Genomic DNA, 20,009 nt, shown 5'->3' with positions numbered 1-20,009 from the left:
CGGCGCTCCATGTCCAGCTCGCGTTCCCGGGTTCGAGGCCTGACCGGGGGGACCGGCGAATCCCCCGGCGGCGCGGCCACCGGATGATCTCCTTCCGGACCGTTCGCGGCCGCCTCTTTTGGGTCCTCGTGGGCGTGGCGCTGGTTCCCGTCACCCTGGTGCTCCTCGCGGGCGCGCTCATCCTCCGCGAATTCGTGGTCACGACCGGAACCGCAGGGGCATGGGATCAGGTCGCCGAGTCGGGGCGGGTCCTCCTCGAACAAGTCGGTGAAGTGTCCGCACCTTCGCCGGAGCTCGTCGCCGCGGCCGATGTCCACCGCGACGGCCTGACCGAATCGGTTCGATTTTCCCGGCTCTATTCGCTTTTGGGCGAGAGGGTTCTCGTGCTCCTCCCCGCCTTCGCCCTCTTCGTCTTTCTCTTGGCGGGCATCGTCGCGCTCGCCTCCGCGAACTGGCTCGCCCGCAGCTTCTCGAAACCAGTCGAAGAGCTCGTCGGCTGGACGGAGCGGCTCGGGGCGGGAGCCGCGCTCCCTCCCCATCCCCCGGGCGCGGCGGGCGAGATGCGCGAGTTTCTCACCCTTCGCGACGCGCTGCGCAGGACGGAGCGGTCCCTCGCCGAAGCCCGGACCCGCGAGGCCGAGAGGATCCGCACGCAGAGCTGGGCTGAGATGGCTCGGCGGATCGCGCACGAGCTCAAAAATCCCCTCACCCCGATGGCGCTCGCCGCGGACACGGTCGCAGCTTCCGACACGCCCAGTATCGCGACGGCGGGCGAAGTCCTCCGCGAGGAGATCCATCGGCTGGACCAGATGGCCCGCGCTTTCGCACAATTTGGCCGCCCGGTGGAGGGGCCTCCCTCGCGCGTGGATCTCGGCGAGCTCCTCTCCTCCATCGCTCGGCGGCTTTCTTCGGAGGGGGCGCCGATCCGACTCGACTTGCCTCCCAATCCCGTGGAGGTCACGGGCCACCTCGACGCCCTCGAGAGGGTGGCGAGAAACCTCGTGGCCAACGCCCTGGAAGCCACCGCCGGGGGGGGCGGGGTGAACGGGGTGAACGCTCCGATCGAGGTGCGCCTCCGGCGGGCCGCCGGAGGCGCCGAGATCCGGGTCCTGGACCGCGGACCCGGCGTACCACCGGAAATCCTCGAACGAATCTGGGAGCCGGAGTTCACCACGAAACGCCGCGGAACGGGACTCGGGCTCGCGCTGGTCCGCCAGGCCATCCGCGCACACGGTGGGGAGGTGTTCGCGGAGAATCGGGAGGGCGGGGGCGCCGAGTTCAGGGTCTGGCTTCCCCTGGGCCTCTCGACCGCTCCCCAGGCCTCGACTCCCCTCCCGCGGTCCGCCTCCGAATCGGACTCCGCGGGCACCGCGAGACCGGCCTCCGATGGCGGCACCGCCGTCGCCCGTGGGGAGGGGCGCGGGTGAGGATCCTCATCGTGGACGACGAAGCGAACCTTCGGCGCATGCTTCGCGCGCTGTTGGAGCAGGAAGGGCACGTCATTCTCGAGGCGGAGAGCGCCGAGGCTGCCCTCGCCCGCCTGGAAGATCACCGCCCGGACACGATCCTTCTCGACCTCGTCCTTCCGGGGGCTACGGGGCTCGAGACTCTTCCGGGGCTGAGGAAAGCGCTTCCAGACGTCCCCGTGATCATGATGAGCGGGGAGGCAACGCTCTCGGACGCGGCCCGCGCAACCCGCGAAGGCGCCTTCCACTTCCTCGAGAAGCCGCTCTCCGCCGAGGCGGTCCTCGCCACGGTGCGGGCCGCGATCGAAGTCGCGCGGGCCCGTGGGCTGGCACGCGCGCTCCAGGAAGAACTCGACCCCGGGGCGCTCCTCGTCGGGGAGAGTAGGGCCATCGAAGAAGTTCGGGCCGCGATCCGGAAGGTCGGGCCCACGGAGGCGCGGGTCTTGATCTTCGGTGAAAGCGGCACCGGAAAGGAGCTCGCGGCCACCGCGATCCATGCACTCTCTTCTCGGCGCGACCGACCCTTCGTGCGCGTGAACAGCGCAGCCATCCCCCGTGAGCTCGTCGAAAGCGAGATGTTCGGGCACGAGCGCGGAGCATTCACGGGAGCCACCGAGCGGGCGCGGGGGCGCTTCGAGCTTGCTCACACGGGGACCCTCTTTCTCGACGAGGTCGGAGACCTGGGCGAAGAAGCGCAGGCGAAACTCCTCCGTGCCCTCGAAAGTGGAACCATCCAGCGAATCGGGAGCGGTGACCCCGTCACGGTGGACGTCCGCGTGCTCGCGGCGACGAACCACGATCTCCATGCCAAAGTTCGAGGTGGGCGATTTCGGGAAGATCTCCTCTTCCGGCTCGAGGTCGTCCCGCTTCACATCCCTCCGCTGCGCGACCGGCTCGACGACCTACAGCCCCTGGTGGAGCACATTTGCGAGCGTCTGCGGAGGCGGCAGGGCCTTCAGGTGCCGCCGATTACCGACGCGGGGATCGCGGCGCTCCATCGGCACGGCTGGCCCGGAAACGTTCGCGAGCTCATCAACTTTCTCGAGCGCCTCGCGATCCTGCACCCCGGCAGACCGGCCGGAGAGGAGACCGTGCGCTCGAATCTCAACCCCCTGGGCGGCGCTCCGCGGCGGGCACCCGATCCTTCCGAGAGCGAGGGAATCCCTCTGGCCGAGCGCCTCGACGCCTTCGAGCGGGAGTTGATCACGGATGCCCTGGGGACCGCTCAGGGAAATGTGGCCGAGGCGGCTCGAAGGCTTCGGACCGACCGGGCCAATCTCTACCGCCGAATGCGCCGGCTCGGTCTCCGGCAGGACGACTGAGGCGGCGGCGCGTGTCCACGCCCCTTCCAGGCGCAATCCCATGCGCCGCCCCCCCCGGCCCGCACCCTTCCAGCGCTCCACACCATGGGATAGACTGACCGGACCGCTCCAGGTCCTGGGGTGGCAGTCCACGACCCCTGGAGGCCCGCCGTGTCCGTCCGAAGATTCCTCCTCCCCCTTCTCGCGATCCTCGCGCCGGTCTCCTATCCCCTCGGGGCACAACTCCCGGAGGCTGCTGCCGGCCCCCCCCCTTCCTCGGTGATCCAGGAGGTCATCGAAACTCTTAATTCGGCAGAGGTCCTCCGGCTCCCCGGCGGTGCCCGGATTCCGGAGGGAACGCGTGTCGAGGGGTCGGTCGCCGTCCTCGGGGGCGAGGTGGAGCTCCAGGGCGAGGTCACGGGCAATCTCCTCGTCGCCAATGGCGACCTTCGGATGCGCACGGGCGCCCGTGTCGGAGGAGACGTGCTCGTGGTCGGCGGCGCCCTCCAAATGGACCCGGGCGCGACAATCACGGGAGTCTCGCGCATCTTCGCCTATCCCTTCCGGTATCGAACCCGCGCCGGCGTCGTCGAGGCGATCCCCGACGGGGACTTCGCACCGGGCTTTCTCGCGTCGGACCTGGGATTCGGACAGGCTCGCGTGACGATTCGCGCGGGACCAACTTACAACCGGGTCGAGGGGCTTCCGGTCCGGATCGGCCCCGTCATCCAGACGGTGGGGTCGAATCCCCTCTCCATGGAGGCACTCGCGATCTGGCGCTCCGTATCGGGGTTGAACCTTGAGTCGGACCGCCTGGGCTACGCGTTCCTCCTGGACCAGGGACTCGGTGGCAGGGGAACGGCCTCGATCGGGGCCACCGCGTTCCGTGAGGTCGCGGCGATCGAGAACCGCGGGATGGGAGACCTCGAAAGTTCTCTTTCGACATTCTTCCTGCGTCGCGACCTCCGCGACTTTTACGAGCGTGAAGGGTGGACCGCCTTTCTCGACCTGCGGCCGGCGCGCATCCCACTCAACCTCACGGTCGCCTATCGCGAGGAGGAGAACAGGACCCCCGCGGTGCATGACCCCTGGACGCTGCGCAGCTCGGATCACGCGTGGCGCCCCCTCTCGCTCGCGGGCGAAGGAACCGTCCGAAGTGTCGAGGCCGACCTCCATTGGGACCAGACCGACAACGCGCTAGACCCGTCCGACGGGTGGTCGCTCGACCTCCGATTCTCGCGGCAGGTCGGTGGGGCCCTTAGGCTTCCCCAATTCTCCCTCGATCCTTCTGCACTCGAAGGAGATTCCGGAGACTGGGGCCCCGAGCTGCCGACCTTTACTCGGGGGGCCTTCGACCTCCGCAGGTATGCCCGCGTCTCGCCGACCTCTCGCCTCAACCTCCGAGTCGCGGGCGCGGGGACGCTCACCTCGTCCCCCCTCCCTCCGCAGCTCCAGTCGGCGCTCGGGGGAGAAGGCACCCTCCCCGGCCACCCGCGATTCTCCGTGTCGTGTGGAGCCCGCTCGACCGTTTATCAGGCAAGCACGGGCGCCGATGAGGCGGCAGAGCAGATCCAGCCAGTATTTCCCCTTTACGGCTGCGACCGCACCCTCCTCTTCCAGGCGGAGTTCCAGGGATTCCTCCCGATTTCCTGGAATCCGGTTCCGGACGAATGGGAGGATGCGGAACTCTCCTCGCTCTTCGAGCTGCGGCCGGCCTGGGAAATCTTCTTCAACGCGGGCCGGGGTTGGGTCCGCGGGGACCTCGCCGAGGAGGTGGCCCGGAACGACAGCCCGACCCGCGCCGATGTCGGCGCGGGCATCTTTTTTGGGCCCTTCGGGCTCTATTGGTCCTATCCGCTCAATCGGCGCGATCAGGAGCTGAACTTCTTCGTTCGGCTCCAGCGCCGCTTCTGATCACTCGGGCTCCCGTGCCAGGCGCAATCCGTTCGAGCGTCCGAGGGTCGGCGGCCGCGCTGATCCTCACGCTGTCGCTCTCCGGGCCCGTTTGGGCTCAGGAGGTCCCGCCTTACCGCATGCAGCTGCGGGAGGCGGATGGCGGAGTCACGGTCTTTGTGGACGACCTCCTTTCCGAGCCGGGAATCCGGAGCTCGATGGAGGCCGGTCTCCACGTCCGCTTCACGGTCGTGACCGAGCTCTGGAGAGACGGATGGTTCGACTCGCAGCGAGGCCGACACGAGTGGCGCGCCACGGTCCGCTACGATCAGCTGGGCGGCTGGTTCACTGTGGAGACGACCGACGGCATCGTGCTCCAGGCGGACACCCCCGGGGAGGCCTCCGCAATTCTCGAGCGAGAGCTGCGCGTTCCCCTCACACCACCCTCGCCCGGGCGGTATTACTACCTCGGCCGGCTCGAGATGGAGACCCTCTCGCTCACCGATCTCGAGGAGCTCCGAAGGTGGCTCCGCAATCTCCCGGCCCCCGCGAGTGGCGGCGACTCCGGGCTCGGCAGCGCGCTCGGGCGCGGGTTGAGCCGTGTCCTGGTCCGCCTTCTCGACCTCCCTTCACGGCAGCTCGAGGCGCGGACTCCCCGATTCAGTTGGGAGGGGTGAGCGAAGTCGCCCCGGGTCCCCGGAGGAAACGGCCGGGACGGGCTTCGGTGGCCACGCCGTCACGAATGACCGCCCGGCCATTCACGAAGAGGTGCACGACTCCCTCGGCGAGTTGGTGCGGACGCTCGTAGGTCGCCCGCTCCTCCACCGCGCCGAGGTCCAGGACGACGAGATCCGCGAAGTATCCGGGACGCACGGTGCCCCGCTCGCGGAGCCCGATCCGGTCCGCCACCGCGGACGACGCCTTACGGATCGCGTCCTCGAGGCGGAGGACGCCCTCGTCGCGCACATAGTGGCCGAGGATGCGGGGATAGGTGCCGTAGGCGCGGGGGTGCGGCTGCCCTCCTCCCCCCGTTGGATTCCAGCCGGCGCCGTCGGTCCCGAACTTGATCCAGGGTAGGGTGAGATTCCGCCGAACGGCGTCCTCCGACATCGCGAAGTAGATCATCCCGACATTGGAGCCGTCCCGGAGAACGAGGTCCATCGCCGCTTCCACCCAGTCCGCCGACCCCAGAGTGAGCGCCACTTCCTCCAGGGTCCGGCCGATGAGGGGAAGGTGCTCCGGCCGCGACACGGTCGAGACGATGCTCCCCTCCGGCGTGGCGAGCCGGCACCAGTTTTCCCAGTCAGAGGGTGGCCCCAGCATCTCCTCGCGCATCCGCGCCCGCGCGTCCGGGTCCCGGAGGTTCGGGAAGAGGCGGTCATCAGCCTGACTCCAGGGAGGGAAGCAGGCGGTGAGGCTGGTGGAGGCCGCCGTGTACGGGTACATCGCCGCTCCCACGTCCACTCCCCGAGCGCGGGCGCTTTCGATGCGCGCGACGATCTCCTCCGTGAGGCCCCAGTTCTCGACTCCGGCCGCCTTCAGGTGGTAGATCTCGACGGGAACTCCCGCCCGCTCGCCAATGTCGGCGGCCTCGTCGATCGCCTGGAGGATCCGGTTGGACTCGCTCCGAAGGTGGGTGATGTAGACCCCCCCGTACTGCGCGACGACCCGAGCGATTTCGACCAGCTCCTCAGTGCCGGCGTAGGCGCCCGGCGGGTAAATCAGGGCAGTGGCTACCCCGAATGCGCCGTCCTCCATCGCCCGCGCCGTGACCGCCCGCATCGTGTCCAGTTCGGCCGTGCTCGGGGCTCCGAGCGCCGCGCCCATGGCGTAACGCCGGACGGTCGTCCCCCCCAAGAACGACCCCACGTTCACCGCGACCGCGCCCGCCTCCATCTCTTCCAGCCAGGCGCCGAAGCGCCTCCACTCGCTGGAGCGCCGGACGGCGACGGGATCGGCCGGGTTCACCCAGCCGAGGGTTCGTCCGTTGACGGGGGCCGGGGTGTTGGACTCCCCCATGATCTCCGTCGTGACACCCTGGAAGGTTTTCGAGAGGGCGGACCCATCCTCGAGGTACCGCTCGTCCGACTGACCGTTCAGGTCTATGAACCCCGGGGCCACGACGAGGCCACGGACGTCCACGACCTCCCGGGCGTTTTCCCGCGACAGGAGCCCGGGGGGCGCAATGGCCGCGATGCGGTCCCCCCGGAGCGCCACGTCCGCGAATCGCCAGGGGTTCCCCGTCCCGTCCACGAGGCGGCCGCCGACGAGGAGGACGTCCCAGGGATCCTCGGCGGAAGCCACCTGCGCGGCCGCCCCTACGGCCCCCAAGATAGTATACAGAACCAAAAGCATGATTCTCATTCGTTCACCCCGAATTCTGCGCGCCGGACGGCGTGTTCCCGGATGTAGGCGAGGTCTGGCGCCACCCCGATCCCGGCCGCGGAGGGGGGCCTCATCCTTCCGTCCCGGAGCTCGAATTCCGGTGTCACGATGTCCCGAATCCAGTACCGCCGCGACTCCGAGATGTCCCCCGGAAGCGTGAACCCCGGGAGGGTCGTGAGGGCGAGGTTGTGTGCACGGCCAATCCCCGACTCCAGCATTCCCCCGCACCGGACCGGGATCCCTCTGTCACGGCAGATGTCGTGCAACTCCCGCGCCACGCGGTGGCCCCCCAACAACCCCGGTTTGACGCTGACTGCTCCACAGGAGCCCAGCTCGAGGGCGAGGCGGAGTTCCTCGGGAGATCCGATCGATTCGTCCAAGCAGATCGGCGTGCGAAGCTTCTTCTGGAGTCGGGCGTGCCCCAAGAAGTCCATACGGCCGAGGGGTTGCTCGATCCAGAGAAGCCCGAGCCGGTCCAGGGCCTCCAGCCGGCTCCCGTCCCGCCCCGCGTATGCCCCGTTCGCGTCCACGGCGAGCGAAGCGTCGGGGAATCGGTCTCTGGCGGCGCCGGCGATTTCCGCCTCCCGGCCGGGCTCGATCTTCAGCTTCACCGCGGAATAACCACGTTCGAGCGCCGCCTCAATCCGCTCGAGGAGCGCTTCGCGGCTCGGCTGGAGCCCCACCGCGCAGGCGACCGGAACCGCGTCGCCCGAACCCCCGAGGAGCTCCCAGAGGGGGACCCCGCTCTCCTGCCCCTGAAGGTCCCAGTAAGCCATCTCGACGGCCGCCTTCGCCATGGAATGTCCCTGGACCCACGACACGGGCGCCAGGATTTCCTCGGGCCCCAAGATTTCTCGCCCCACCACCGAAGGGAGGATGAACTCGGTGAGGACGAGCCAGGCGGTCTCCGTAGTCTCGGGAGAATAGGCCGGCGTCTCGCCCGCCACACACTCCCCCCACCCCTCCAACCCCTCCTCTCCCCGCACTCGCAGGAGGAGGATCCGCCGTTCCGACCGGGGGCCCGCGCTCGAGGCGAACGGCTCCATAAGTGTCAGTCGGACTTCGAGTAACTCGGCGCCCGTGACTCTCACAAGGCCCGTTCCAGCTCCTCGAAGACCTCGTCCACCTGTTGCCAACCCACCCGGAGAAGAAAGGTGCTGTTCCGCCCATACGACTTGTCGCCGAGGATGAAGAAGTTCGGTTCCGGATTCTTGAGTGCGTCCACTCCGTGGCTCTCCTGCTGCGTGCAATCCCCGCCCGCTGCGCCGAGGAGGGCGGCCGACAGCTTCATGGGCGCGCTGAAGGCATAACACTCATGGACCTGGAGCTGGCGATAAATGGTGTCGTCCCCGACCCCGCCCGTCAGCGAAACGATGCGGTCTACATGAAATTCTTCCTCGCTTCCGCCCCCCTGTCGCAATCGGACCCGGATCCCCCCGTTTTCACGCGAAATCGATTCCACGACCGATCCCGGCCGGGGCCGCACGACGGGGGAAGCCCCGGCCGCGAGCGACTCGGCCGCGTCGGTGAGCTCCCTCCGCTGCGGGAGAGGATCTCCCGCGACTGCGCCCCAGTCGGGATGCGTCTTCCGGAGGACCCAGATCACCCGGGTATTCGGACGCTCGGCGCCGAGCGCGGCGAAGTCCCGGGCCACCGTCTGTGCGGAGTGGCCCGAGCCGGCCAGGAGGACGGTCCTCCCCGCCCACTCCTCGGTCCCCCCGTCGAGGTCCGGGATGCGTGACTGGATCCGATCCCCCAGACCACGTTCACCGGGAGCGGGAATCCCGCCGTCCCCGAGCGTGTTCGGGTTTCCGTATTTCCCGGTGCAGTCCAGAACGACGTCCGCCCGCTCCACCCACTCGCGTCCCGACTCGTCCTGGAGGAGGATCCGGAAGGGGCGGCTCGCCCGTTCGGGGGTCGCGATCTCCTCGTGTTTGAGCGTGCCCTCCCTCCCGACCGCCACGACGCGGGTCCCGAGCCGGAGGACGGAGGAGAGCGGGGTCTCGGCCCACAAGGGATCGAGCACCCGGTCGGCGAGCTCCCACCCGGTGGAGGTGACCTCCCGGTCCACCTCGAGCGGGGCGCCGATCGCGGCGAGGTGACGCTCCATCCGCGGCGACACGTTCATCCCCCAGGGGGAAAAGAGTCGCACGTGCCCCCAGTCCCGCACATTTGCTGCCGGGCGCCCCGAAGCCTCGTAAACGGCGACGTCGTAGCCGGCGTCGAGCGCGGCCAGGGCGGCGTCGAGCCCCACCGGACCGGATCCGAGAACGGCGAGCCGACGGGTTCGTTTACGATCGTGATCGGATACCATGTGGGTCCCTTTCGTAGCTGTGGCGGCCCTTCCCTCGCCCATCCCCTGAACCGGCCAACTCCGCTCCAGGTTCCTCGAAGCCCTTGCCGCGAGGGCGACCCGCTAACGATGCGGCCTCATCGGGGCGGGCGCGAGCAGGAGAGCCGCGAGGAGGGCGCCGCGATCGAGGGACCGTCCGACTTCCACATGCTCGTGCGCGGCATGTGCGCCGTCTCCGACCGCACCAAGGCCGTCCAGGGTCGGGGCGATCGGGGCGGTCGTGTTCCCGTCGGAGCTTCCCCCTGCCATCCCCTCCCGCAACTCGATCCCCATCCGTAGGGCCAATCCCCTCGCCTCCTCCCAGAGGGCGGCCGTGCCGGCGGTCCGCTCGAATGGCGGCCGAACGAATCCCCCATGGACTTCGAGCCGGCACCCCTCCAGGCGGGGCTCCAATCCCCGGATCGCGGCCTCGATCCGGGCGGCGTCCTCGCGATGCGTCACGCGGACATCCACCTCCGCCTCCGCCTCCGCGGCCACCGTGTTGGAAGTCTCGCCGCCACGGATCTTCCCTACGTTCACCCGGATCCCCCGCGGAGGATCGGAAAGCCCGCAAAGCGCGAGGATGTCGCCGGCCAGCTCCTCGATCGCGCTCGCCCCACGATCGGGATCGAGGCCGGCGTGCGCGCTTCTCCCGATCACCCGCAGGCGAAAGGTCCCGGACGCCTTCCGCGAGGTCTTGAGCCTTCCCTCCGCACCGAGCGCCGGCTCGAGCACGAAGACTCTGCAGGACTTCGCGGCCCAACGCCGGATGGATGGAGTGGATTCCGGGCTTCCGAGCTCCTCGTCGGAATTGAGGAGGACCACCGGCGGCACCTCGGGTGACAGCCCTACTTCGAGAAGAAGCTGGAGAGCGAGGACAATCTGCGCGAGTCCGGCCTTCATGTCGAAGACTCCGGGACCAAAAAGCCGGTCCCCCTCGCGGCGAACGGGCATCACTCCCAGGGTCCCCACTGGCCAGACCGTGTCCGTGTGTCCGAGGAGGAGCTGCGGACTCCGGCGGACATCCTTGCGGGGAAGGGCGAGCAGGACGTCGCCGGTGGCCTTCCCGCCAATCCGGCGGATTTGGTAACCCAGCCCCTCGAGGTTCCGAGCCATCACCTCTTGCACGCGGGCTTGGGCGGCGGGAACCGAAGAGGGAGACTCGATCCCGACGAGCTCCTCCACGAGCGAGACCCACGCCTCCTCCTTCGCCCGTGCGAGATCCCGGAGCCTTACGAGGGTGTGATCACCGGGCGTAGACACCCCCCCTCCGGTAGCTCTCGTCGAGAAGCTCGACGGGGTGGGCCACCTGGATGTGCGATCCCTGGATGCGGAGGCCGCCTCCGATCTGCATCGCGCACCCCGGATTCCCCGTGGCGAGAACCGCGGCACCTGTGCTCCTCACCGCGATGACCTTGTCACCTCCCACCCTTCCGCCCAGATCCGGGTGGGTGATCCCGTAGATTCCCGCTCCCCCGCAGCACTCGTCCCCGTTAGGGACAGGCACGAGTTCAAGCCCCGGAATGGAGCGAAGGAGGTCCAGGGGCGGATTCCGGACCCGCTGTCCATGCAGGAGATGGCAGGGAGGGTCGTACGCCACCCGCATCGGAAGGGCGCCACCCTGCAGCGGCTTTCGCCCTTCCCCCGCGAGGATCTCGGAAATATCACGCACTCGCTGGGAAAACCAGGCGCCCGCTTCCCGGTCTTCGGGACTTCCCTCCTCCATCAGGTGATCGTACTCGCGCATCGTCGCTCCGCACCCGGCGGCGTTCGTAATGATCCAGTCCACCCCCGCGGCGTGGAAGGCCGCGAGATTGACTCTCGCGAGGTCACGGGCCACCGCGAGCTGACCGCCGTGAGCGTGAAGGGCACCGCAGCACCCCTGGCCGGGGACATCCACGACCTCCCATCCGTTCGCCGCCAGCACTCGCGCGGTGGCTTCGTTGACCCTGCGGAAGAGGTGGTCCTGCACGCATCCGGTCAGAAAGGCGACCCGCCCCTTCCGTTTGGGCCGCTCCGAGCGAGAGGTGTCCCGTCGCGTCGCTCCGGATGGGGACCCCCCGGTCTCCGCCCTCCTGGCGACCTCAGCCGAGATGGTTCCGCGCGGGACCCGCCAGGGAAGCGAGGCCGCGAGCATCGCCATTCCCAAACGGGGCACCTTCAGCGGCCCCCACCCGGGGAGGAGGCGCGCCAGGACCGATGAGATCCGGCTCCAACGGAGGAGACGGCTCGCCCCCATCCAGACCCGGAAGAGGGATGGGGTTCGGATCGCTGTCAGAAGAAGGGCTGAGGCCCCCGACAGCGGGCGCGCATCCCCCGCCACCTCCCGAGCGCGCTCAAGAAGGAAGCCGTACTCCACCCCCGAGGGGCACACTGTCTCGCACGCCCGGCACCCCAAACACCGATCGATGTGGCGCTGGAAGGCGTCCGAGCCTGCATCGAGCCGCCCCTCCACGACCGCGCGCATCAGGTGGAGCCGTCCTCTCGGCGAGTCCGCCTCGTCGTAGAGCCGGACATAGGTGGGGCACACCGGGAGGCAGAACCCGCAGTGCACGCAGTTGGAAAGTCGGTCGTCCTGCGCGGCGAGCGCTCCCCCGAGCGCTCTTTCAGAGTCCGCCGGCGGGCGAACCGATCTCCGCTCCACTCCCGCGTCTCTCACTTCCACCCCTCCCTCCAGGCTCCTGGGAGGATCCCCCCCGGATCGAACCCACGGGTGATCCCCGCGTGGAGGCGGGCCACGGCCGCGGACGGCTCGCCTCCCCCCTCGATCTCCACGGGGATCGCCCCCTGGGCTCGGAGGACACGGAGCGAACCTCCCACGGAGCGGGCAGCTTTGCCGACCCCGGCAAGCGCCTCGACTGTCGCGTCAGGAAGGAGAGTCCCCCGGAAGGTGCCCTCGAGGAGATGCATCGCCAGATGCCTGAGGGGCACGCCCTCAAGGGCCGCAGCGATCGCTCCCCCGCGATCGGGGAGCGCGTGCGCCCGGAAGGTGACCGCCCCCGCGCCGTCGTCACGGGCGAGGATGCGGGCCGCGGCCGCCGAGTCGGGCCCCTCGAGTTCGCGAACGGGAAGTCCCACCTTTTCCAGGAGGACCTCCCGCATCCGGGCCACGGCGCGCTTCGAACCCATGAGGCGTAAGAGGACCCGCACTCCCGAGTCGTCGAGGGGGGCTTCTTTTTCGCCGGCGAGGAGCTCGGCGGCCGCGACCGGAAGGGGAAGGGTCGCGAGAGACCGCCCGAGCTCCCACGCCTCATCCGCCCGGCCACGCGACCAGACCAGCGTTCGGTCATCCTCCGGAAGGGGATAGAGCCGAAAGATGACCTGGGTGATCAGGCCGAGGGCCCCGAGGCTTCCCGTGGCGAGCCGCACGAGGTCGAATCCCGCGACGTTCTTCACGACGCGCCCCCCGAGCGAGAGGATCCGGCCCGCACCGTCCACCATCGTCAGGCCGAGGAGCTGGTCGCGCGGCCGGCCGTGCGAGACGCGGAGCGGGCCGCCCGTCCCCGTTGCCACGATCCCGCCGAGGGTGATCCCCTCCCCACCGGGAGGGTCGAGCGCCAGCCACTGACCCGCGTTCGCCACCCCCTTTTGGAGCGCCCCTAGGGTGAGCCCCGCTCCCGCGTGCATCGTTAGATCCGCCGGCTCATGCTCGATGAGCACGGCCATGCGAGAGGTGGAAATCGTGAGGTCCGGTTCCGCCGCGCCCTCGTGCGCCCCCGAGGCGGAGAGTGGGGCGTGTGCAGGCCGGATCCCGGCGCCCACCCCGTTCCCCGCGGGCAGGACCTTCCAACCCTCCTCGCGGGCTACGCGGAGGAGGGCGGCCGCCTCCTCGGCGGTCGAGGGCGCGGCCACCGGTGCCCTCCCATCCTGAGGCGCCCCATCGGAGTCGAGGAGCTTCCGGACGCGGGCCCGGATGGCAGCCGGATCGGTCATTGTCGTCGCCGGAGTCATGCGGCCCCGGCCGGCACTGCGGCGTACCCATCGGGGAGAACCTTCCCCGGATTCGAGAGCCCGGCCGGATCGAAGACATCCCTTACGCGGGCCATCGCCTCCAGGACTTCGTGCGAGCACACCAGGGGCATGTAGTTCCGTTTGTCGAGGCCCACGCCATGTTCCCCGGTGATGGTCCCGCCCGCCTGGATGCAGGCCTCCATGATCTCCTTCGAGGCCGCTTCGACCCGGCGCACCTCGTCTTTGTCGCGGCGGTCGAAGAGGAGATTCGGATGGAGGTTTCCGTCCCCGGCGTGAAAGACGTTCGCCACCTGGATCCGGTACCGGCGGCCGATCTCACCTATCTTCACGAGCACCTCCGGGAGCCGCGTGCGGGGAACGGTGGCGTCCTGTACGAGAAGGTCCGGGGCGAGCCGCCCCATCGCCCCGAAGGCCTTTTTCCGCCCCCGCCAGAGAGCGAGCCGCTCCTCCTCGTTGGAAGCCGTCCGGATCTCGCGGGCGCCCGCTCGCTCGCAACACTCCACCGCCGCTCGCACCTCTTCGTCGAGTGCCGCGTCCATTCCGTCGAACTCGACCACGAGCGCCGCTCCGGCATCCTTCGGATAACCTGCGGCGAAGATCGAGGCCTCGACCGCCCGGATCGTCTCGGAATCGATGATCTCGAGGGCGGCGGGAAGCATCCCCCGAGCCATGATGTCCGTGACCGCGCGCCCCGCATCCTCCATCAAGGCGAAGATCCCCAGGAGGGTGCGAACCCCCTCGGCCTGGGGAATGAGAGCGATCTCAATCTCGGTCGCGAGTCCGAAACACCCCTCGGATCCCACGAAGACCCCGACGAGGTCGAGCCCGTCGTCCCCGTGGTCCATTCCCCCGAGCTCCACGATCTCGCCGTCCGACAGGACGACGGTCAGTCCTGTCACGTAACGTGTCGTGACGCCGTACTTGAGGCAGTGCGGTCCTCCGGAGTTCTCGGCGACGTTCCCGCCGAGGGTGCAGGCCGCTTGGGAGGAGGGATCGGGGGCGTAGATCAGCCCATGGACCAGGGAGGCGCGGGTCAGATCGGAGTTGATCACGCCCGGTTGCACTCGCGCCCTCCGGTTCGCAGCGTCGAGCTCGAGAATCTTGTTCATCCGGTTCGTCCCGACCGCGACCGCGCCCCCGACGGCGAGCGCGCCCCCGCTGAGCCCCGTTCCGCTCCCCCTCGGGACGAAGGGATGACCGGCCGCGTGCAGGATGCGGATGACCGAGCTCACCTCTTCCGTCGTACGTGGGAGGACGACCGCCGATGGGCGATGGCGATACTGCGTGAGGGCATCCGACTCATAGACGATGAGGCGGTCCTCGTCGGCGAGGATTCCTTCCTCTCCCACGACTTGTGTGAGTTGACGCGCGAGTGTGGGATCCAGGGGCATCGGCGGAGGCGAAAGGGTTTCGGCCTTGACTTGGACTAGGATCCGGGAGCGAGGCGGCCACCTCCCTCGCTCGGGGCCCCTTCCGGAGGAAAGGGGGCAACGCCCAGATACTCCAGGATGGCTCGAACGCTCCATCGGGCCCCCACCAGCGGCCGGCCCTCGAGCCGATCTCCGTAGACACGTTTCACGAGTGTCTCCACGAGTGGCCACACTTCCTCGTCCTTGCCGAGGGTCGCCCGGTGCCCGAGGTCGGCCAGTGCTCCTTCGACCGCCTCGATGCGGGCTCGCCGGTGGTCACGAAACGCCGCCACGACTTCGAGGGGGCGATCGAGGACCGGGCCGTGCGACGGGAGGATCCGATCCGGGACGAGGCGCTCCACCCGGTCGAGCGAGGCCAGGTAATCGGCGACGCACCCCGGATACTCCCCAACCCAGGTCGTCCTCCCCACGCCGAGAAGGAGATCGCCGACGAAGAGGTCGCCACCGGTTTCGCCCCCATCACGGGGACAGTGGAAGGCGAGATGGTGGCGCGCATGCCCGGGAGTCGCGACCGCAATCAGGGCACCGCCGTCCGCCGGCACTTCGTCCCCGCCCTCGAGACGCCGGTCCACCCCGCCGAGGGGCGCCCCTACCGGAAACCCGGTCATTCGAGCCAGCGTTCGGGTCCCCGCGGCGTGGTCCGGGTGCCCGTGGGTCAGGATGATCCAACCGCTTTCGGCGCCCCGCGCCTCCCCGGCGACCCGTTCGAGATGTCGTGGGTCGTCCGGGCCCGGGTCCACGATCACGACGCGGTCGCGGCCCACGATGAAGGTGCGGGTGCCGTCCAGGGTGAAGGGACCCGCGTTCTCCGCACGCACCATGCGGGGCTCGATCAAGCCCGACCTTTTGGAAGGAGGGTGCCGCCGACCCCGATTGAGGTCAGCGACGCTCGGCGACCAGCTGCTCCGCGAGCTTCTCGGCGATGGCTTCCACCGCCGACTCGTCCGCCGCGGTGAAGACGGAGGGCTGTTCGCTCCCGAGATCGAGCCCGCCGAAGACCTGGTCTCCGGCGCGAATCAGGACGACCAGCTCCGACTGGATCTCGGGGCTGCAGGGGTGATAGTCGTCCACTTTGGTCACGTCTCCCACGGTCCGGTTTTCCTTCGCCGAAACCGCGGCCCCCGCCACTCCGACTCCGACCGGAACTTCGGCGTATTCGGCCGGCGCCCCGACGTAGTCGTGGAGCCAGAGGGTCACCCCATCCTCCCTCAGCAGGAAAGCTCCGACCCAGTCGAATCGGTCGTCGGAACCCGCGATCGTCCTTACGGCGTGGCGGAGGAGGGCATCGGAGAGATACCCCTGATCCCTCATGTCCTGTAAGCCGTGCACGAGATCTGTCGGGTTCAGCATGGAGTGCTTCTTTCCCCTGTGGAGAGGTTGAGCGGAGCGATAGTTTACCCTTGCCCCCAGGTCGCGTCAACGCAGGTCCGCCCTTCCGGGCGGCGGAGCGGCCCCCACTCCCGGGAGAAGGTCCTGGATGGCTGAAAAGCGCTTTCGCACTCTCGTCTGGGTGGTCTTCGGCTACTCCCTGGTGGTCATTCTCTGGGGGTATTTCCTCAGGGTTTCCGAGTCGGGCGACGGGTGCGGGACCGATTGGCCCCTCTGTCTGGGCTCCGTGGTCCCGGAGGCGGCGGGTTTCCCGACCTGGGTCGAATACATCCACCGCGTCTCGTCCGGGGTCGTTCTCCTTCTCGTCCTGGGAATGGCAGTCTGGGCCCGGCGCGGATTCGCACGGGGCCACGCCGTTCGCGCCGCAGCGGGGGCGTCGCTCCTCCTGACGGTCACGGAATCGTTATTCGGCGCCGCCCTGGTGGCCTTCGGACTCGTCGCGGAGGACGTTTCGGCCGCCCGCATCGCAATCCGGCCTTTCCATGTCGCCAACACCTTCTCGCTGATGGCGGCGCTCGCCCTGACGGCGTGGTGGGCTCAGCGGGGGGTCGCGACGATTCCCTCGTGGAAGCATCCGAGGGGCCGGGGGCTCCTCCTGGCGCTCGCCGGGCTGCTCCTGATCGCAGCCACGGGATCATGGACCGGGCTTGCGGGGACGGCGTTCCCGGTGGCGACACTGGCCGAGGGGATCGGCCAATACCTCAATCCGGAGCACCTCCTGATCTATCTCCGGGTGACCCACCCGGTCATCGCGCTGGTGGTGATCGCCCTGGTGGGACGGATGGCGATCTCACTCACGCGCTCCTCCTCTCCCCCCGCGACGCGGCGCCTCGCCCTCGCCGCCTGTGCCCTGGGGATCATTCAGTTGGTGCTCGGCCCGCTGACGATCGTCCTCCTTTATCCCACCGCGCTCCGCCTCGTGCACCTCGCGGCGGCGGACCTCCTCTGGATTTCGCTCGTTCTCCTCGCCTCCGAAGTCCTGACCGCTACTCCTGAAGAAAGCTCGCGTCCGCCTCCAGGCTCCGCACGAACCCGGCCAGGAGCCGCGCTGCCCTGAGGAGGTCCTCCGTCGAGACGATCTCGTTCGGCGAGTGCATGTAGCGGTTCGGAATTGAAACGAGGCCGGTTGGAACGCCGGCCCGCACGAGGAAAATCGCGTCCGCGTCGGTCCGGCTCGACCGGGGGGCCGCCTGAAGAGTGAAGGGGATCTTCTCCGCCTCGGCCGCGGCGACGAGCCGGTCCACCACGGCGGGGTGCATCGAAGAACCTCGGCTCAGGACCGGGCCTCCTCCAATCGTGTGGTCCCCGAGCTCTTTCTTATTGGCGTCCGGGACATCCGTGGAAAAAGTGACGTCCACGGCCACGGCCACATCCGGATCGAGGGCGAAGGCGGAATTCCGTGCGCCGCCCCCGGAGTAGCCGATCTCCTCCTGCACGGTCGCGACTGCCACGACGGCGGCGTGGGGAGCCGGATCCTTCGCGAGGAGGCGGAGCGCCTCGAGTACGACGTACGCGCCAACCCGGTTATCAATGGCGCGCGAGGCGATCCGGTCCCCGGCGAGTCGCTGGAAGGATGCGGCAAGGACGAGGGGATCCCCGACACGAACGTCCAGCCCGGCCACTTCTTCGGCGCTCGACGCCCCCACGTCCACCCAGAGGTCCTCGATTTCGGAGGCCTTCTTCCGCTCTTCGGCCTTCATCAGGTGAATGGGCTTCTTGCCGATTACGCCCGGGACGTCGCCGCCCTTCCCGAGGATCTTCACCCGCTGCCCAACGAGAACCTGCGAGTCCCAACCGCCGATCCCGTCTACGTAAATGAAGCCCTTTTCATCCACGTGCGTGATCTGGAGGCCGATTTCGTCCACATGCCCGGCAAGCATGACGCGAGGTCGCTTTTCGGCCCCGAGCTCGGCGAAGGAGTTCCCGTGGACGTCGGCCCAAACGCGGTCGGCGAAGGTGCCGGCTTCGGCACGCCAGACACGTGCGGGGCGGGACTCGAAGCCCGACGGGCCGGGCTCCTCCAGGAGCCTCTCGAGAAAGTCCACTCGCTTCCCCATCGCTTCCCTCTCCTTGATTCCGGGGGCAGCAGCCCCCGCGGTCACGGTTTTCGGCAGGATTCGGCGGTCCCGCTGCAGCGCCGGCTATTCCTGGATGATCTCGCCCGGCCGCGGCGGTCGAGGTCCGGCTTCCGTATCGCGAGGGGCGCCGGCGCCTCCCAAACCTACCGGAGAACCCGCGTCGGACCTCGGAGATCCTTCCCATTGGCCGGCACCCCCGGGGCGGGGCGTCGCCGTGCCGCGCCTCGCGGAAGCCCCCCAGGTCGCGAACCGGACGGTGCCACGCGCGACCGCGACCGCGAGACGGGCCTGCACCCACCCGGCGACGAGGGTCCGCGTGGGTGGGAGGAGGAGGAAAAAACCGGCGAGATCCGTCAGGGCTCCGGGAGTCATGAGGAGCACTCCGGCCACCAGGACGGCGGCGCCGTCGAGTATGACCCGAGTGGGGAGGCGTCCTCGCGCGAGCTCCAACTGGATGGCGAGCAACGCCCGCAACCCCTCTCTCCGGATCAGGAAGGCCCCTAGGAGCCCGGTGCCGACGACGAGTAGGACAGTCGGCAGGAACCCGATCCACTCTCCCAACCGAATGAGTAGAATGAGCTCGAGGAGCGGGACGAGGACGAATAAGGTGGCAAGTCGCGCCATAGTTCGAAAGTTAACCCGGTCTCGACCGGAAGCGCCCCGAGAGCGCCCTCGTGCGTCGAGGAATGAGGACGCGGGCCCTCCCCTCACACAGGTGCGGCGGGCTCCTGTTGAGTGAGGCAGTGCAAGGTCCCGAGTCCCCACACGAGATCCACGGCGTGGATCCCCACCACTTCGCGCGCAGGAAGGTGCTCGGCCAGGGTCGCGAGCGCGACGCGGTCCATCGGGTCATTAAAAGTTGGAACGATCGCGACGCCGTTTGCCAGAAAGAAATTCGCGTAACTCGCGGGAAGCCGTTCGCCCTCCATCACGATCGGGTCCGGAAAAGGAAGCTCCACGATTCGAAAGCCGCCCGGATGGGTTCGCGAGGCGAGCTCGAGCCGCCGCCGGTTATCCTCCATCCGGCGGTGGTTTTCATCGGAGGGGTCGCGCTCCACCGTGAGAACCACGGTTCGTGGGTCCAGGAACCGCGCGATGTCGTCCACATGACCGTGGGTGTCGTCCCCGACGGCACCTTCCCCCAGCCAGATCGTCCGTCCGATCCCGAGGTACTCTCGGAAGGCCGCTTCGTATTCTTCTCGGCCCATTCCGGGATTCCTCACCTGCGTGTCGGTGAGGAGCCACTCCTCCGTGACGAGGAGTGAGCCACGCCCGTCAGTTTCGATCCCGCCTCCCTCGAGGACGAGGGGGCCGCTCCCGTCGGGACGGCTCGCCTCCACGAGGGGGAGTCGAGTCAGCTCCGCCATGCGCGGAGCGACCTTCGCGTCGGCACGGTAGTTGTCGTATTTCGCCCAGGCGTTGAAGCTCCACCGGATCCATTCGAACCCCCGCGCGCCGAAGACCCCGGTCGGCGCCGAGTCACGCAGCCAGCACCGGTCTGTGGGAAGGGCGTGGAACCGGCAACGCTCGAGTGCCACGCCGTGCGCGAGTAGCATCCGCTTCGCGTCCGCGATCCCGGCCTCATTTTCGCCGAGGATGTGGACCGGTTCGAAGCGATGGAGGATGCGGACGATTTCCGCGTAGACCCAGGGGATGGCCTCGAACTTTCCCGGCCAATCCGCCTCCTGGTGCGGCCATGCGATCCAGGTCGCGGCGTGCGGCTCCCACTCCGCCGGCCATCGCCTTCCGTCCATTGCCTCTTC

Annotated in this window: 17 protein-coding genes; 5 read left to right on the top strand and 12 right to left on the bottom strand. The window is 68.8% G+C overall.

What is annotated here, in order from left to right; all coding sequences use genetic code 11:
* Positions 1–83: 83 nt before the first annotated feature.
* The 4 genes from WEG36_02450 to WEG36_02435 all read left to right on the top strand — a co-directional run bounded on the left by WEG36_02450 (position 84) and on the right by WEG36_02435 (position 5,337).
* Positions 84–1,427: a HAMP domain-containing sensor histidine kinase gene (locus WEG36_02450; protein MEX1256456.1), complete on the top strand. Its 1,344-nt coding sequence runs from the start codon at positions 84–86 to the stop codon at positions 1,425–1,427.
* Positions 1,424–2,788, top strand: a complete 1,365-nt coding sequence (locus WEG36_02445; GenBank protein MEX1256455.1) for a sigma-54 dependent transcriptional regulator — start codon at positions 1,424–1,426, stop codon at positions 2,786–2,788. Before WEG36_02450 ends, WEG36_02445 begins: the two co-directional genes overlap by 4 nt.
* A 150-nt stretch (positions 2,789–2,938) precedes the next feature.
* Complete coding sequence (locus WEG36_02440; GenBank protein MEX1256454.1) at positions 2,939–4,681, top strand: polymer-forming cytoskeletal protein; 1,743 nt, start codon at positions 2,939–2,941, stop codon at positions 4,679–4,681.
* 119 nt (positions 4,682–4,800) lie between these two features.
* A complete protein-coding gene (locus WEG36_02435; GenBank protein MEX1256453.1) occupies positions 4,801–5,337 on the top strand; it encodes a hypothetical protein in 537 nt (178 codons plus the stop codon).
* Here WEG36_02435 and WEG36_02430 read toward each other — a convergent pair.
* The 9 genes from WEG36_02430 to WEG36_02390 form a co-directional block, all read right to left on the bottom strand.
* Complete coding sequence (locus tag WEG36_02430) at positions 5,321–7,015, bottom strand: D-aminoacylase (protein ID MEX1256452.1); 1,695 nt, start codon at positions 7,013–7,015, stop codon at positions 5,321–5,323. The two genes, WEG36_02435 and WEG36_02430, sit on opposite strands and share 17 nt — an antisense overlap.
* 5 nt (positions 7,016–7,020) lie before the next feature.
* Positions 7,021–8,136, bottom strand: coding sequence for an o-succinylbenzoate synthase (gene menC, locus WEG36_02425; protein MEX1256451.1), 1,116 nt, complete (start codon positions 8,134–8,136; stop codon positions 7,021–7,023).
* Positions 8,133–9,359, bottom strand: a complete 1,227-nt coding sequence (locus WEG36_02420; GenBank protein MEX1256450.1) for a hypothetical protein — start codon at positions 9,357–9,359, stop codon at positions 8,133–8,135. Before WEG36_02420 ends, menC begins: the two co-directional genes overlap by 4 nt.
* Positions 9,360–9,461: 102 nt before the next feature.
* A complete protein-coding gene (locus WEG36_02415) occupies positions 9,462–10,640 on the bottom strand; it encodes a M20 family metallopeptidase (GenBank protein MEX1256449.1) in 1,179 nt (392 codons plus the stop codon).
* Positions 10,624–12,036 (bottom strand): heterodisulfide reductase-related iron-sulfur binding cluster, encoded by a 1,413-nt coding sequence (locus WEG36_02410; protein MEX1256448.1) that lies wholly within the window; start codon positions 12,034–12,036, stop codon positions 10,624–10,626. Before WEG36_02410 ends, WEG36_02415 begins: the two co-directional genes overlap by 17 nt.
* Positions 12,033–13,310 carry an FAD-binding oxidoreductase gene (locus tag WEG36_02405; GenBank protein ID MEX1256447.1) on the bottom strand — a complete coding sequence of 426 codons (1,278 nt, stop codon included), beginning with the start codon at positions 13,308–13,310 and terminating at the stop codon, positions 12,033–12,035. The genes WEG36_02410 and WEG36_02405 overlap by 4 nt, the downstream gene beginning before the upstream one ends.
* Positions 13,311–13,324: 14 nt before the next feature.
* A complete protein-coding gene (locus WEG36_02400; GenBank protein ID MEX1256446.1) occupies positions 13,325–14,740 on the bottom strand; it encodes an FAD-linked oxidase C-terminal domain-containing protein in 1,416 nt (471 codons plus the stop codon).
* A gap of 35 nt (positions 14,741–14,775) precedes the next feature.
* Entirely contained in the window at positions 14,776–15,600 is an 825-nt protein-coding gene (locus WEG36_02395; GenBank protein MEX1256445.1) for an MBL fold metallo-hydrolase, read from the bottom strand.
* Positions 15,601–15,658: 58 nt separating this feature from the next.
* Positions 15,659–16,129 (bottom strand): GAF domain-containing protein, encoded by a 471-nt coding sequence (locus tag WEG36_02390; GenBank protein ID MEX1256444.1) that lies wholly within the window; start codon positions 16,127–16,129, stop codon positions 15,659–15,661.
* A gap of 127 nt (positions 16,130–16,256) precedes the next feature.
* On the opposite strand from WEG36_02390, the gene WEG36_02385 reads away from it, so the two are divergent.
* Complete coding sequence (locus WEG36_02385) at positions 16,257–17,225, top strand: COX15/CtaA family protein (protein MEX1256443.1); 969 nt, start codon at positions 16,257–16,259, stop codon at positions 17,223–17,225.
* On the opposite strand, the gene WEG36_02380 is transcribed toward WEG36_02385, so the two are convergent.
* The 3 genes from WEG36_02380 to WEG36_02370 form a co-directional block, all read right to left on the bottom strand.
* Positions 17,155–18,225, bottom strand: a complete 1,071-nt coding sequence (locus WEG36_02380; GenBank protein MEX1256442.1) for a M42 family metallopeptidase — start codon at positions 18,223–18,225, stop codon at positions 17,155–17,157. The two genes, WEG36_02385 and WEG36_02380, sit on opposite strands and share 71 nt — an antisense overlap.
* Positions 18,226–18,309: 84 nt before the next feature.
* A complete protein-coding gene (locus tag WEG36_02375; protein MEX1256441.1) occupies positions 18,310–18,870 on the bottom strand; it encodes an FxsA family protein in 561 nt (186 codons plus the stop codon).
* 83 nt (positions 18,871–18,953) lie between these two features.
* On the bottom strand, positions 18,954–20,000 hold the full coding sequence (locus WEG36_02370) for an agmatine deiminase family protein (GenBank protein MEX1256440.1): 1,047 nt from the start codon (positions 19,998–20,000) through the stop codon (positions 18,954–18,956).
* Positions 20,001–20,009 lie beyond the last annotated feature (9 nt).

The sequence above is a fragment of the Gemmatimonadota bacterium genome, assembly GCA_040882465.1.
Lineage (GTDB): Bacteria > Gemmatimonadota > Gemmatimonadetes > Longimicrobiales > Gaopeijiaceae > JBBEBG01.
This window is presented reverse-complemented; position numbering and strand designations above follow the sequence as displayed.

Coding starts and splice junctions, on each gene's coding strand:
- WEG36_02420 (MEX1256450.1), bottom strand. CDS start 9,359: ATGGTATCCGATCACGATCGTAAACGAACCCGTCGGCTCGCCGTTCTC.
- WEG36_02405 (MEX1256447.1), bottom strand. CDS start 13,310: ATGACCGATCCGGCTGCCATCCGGGCCCGCGTCCGGAAGCTCCTCGAC.
- WEG36_02450 (MEX1256456.1), top strand. CDS start 84: ATGATCTCCTTCCGGACCGTTCGCGGCCGCCTCTTTTGGGTCCTCGTG.
- WEG36_02375 (MEX1256441.1), bottom strand. CDS start 18,870: ATGGCGCGACTTGCCACCTTATTCGTCCTCGTCCCGCTCCTCGAGCTC.
- WEG36_02380 (MEX1256442.1), bottom strand. CDS start 18,225: ATGGGGAAGCGAGTGGACTTTCTCGAGAGGCTCCTGGAGGAGCCCGGC.
- WEG36_02370 (MEX1256440.1), bottom strand. CDS start 20,000: ATGGACGGAAGGCGATGGCCGGCGGAGTGGGAGCCGCACGCCGCGACC.
- WEG36_02430 (MEX1256452.1), bottom strand. CDS start 7,015: ATGCTTTTGGTTCTGTATACTATCTTGGGGGCCGTAGGGGCGGCCGCG.
- WEG36_02395 (MEX1256445.1), bottom strand. CDS start 15,600: ATGGTGCGTGCGGAGAACGCGGGTCCCTTCACCCTGGACGGCACCCGC.
- WEG36_02400 (MEX1256446.1), bottom strand. CDS start 14,740: ATGCCCCTGGATCCCACACTCGCGCGTCAACTCACACAAGTCGTGGGA.
- WEG36_02385 (MEX1256443.1), top strand. CDS start 16,257: ATGGCTGAAAAGCGCTTTCGCACTCTCGTCTGGGTGGTCTTCGGCTAC.
- WEG36_02390 (MEX1256444.1), bottom strand. CDS start 16,129: ATGCTGAACCCGACAGATCTCGTGCACGGCTTACAGGACATGAGGGAT.
- WEG36_02435 (MEX1256453.1), top strand. CDS start 4,801: ATGCAGCTGCGGGAGGCGGATGGCGGAGTCACGGTCTTTGTGGACGAC.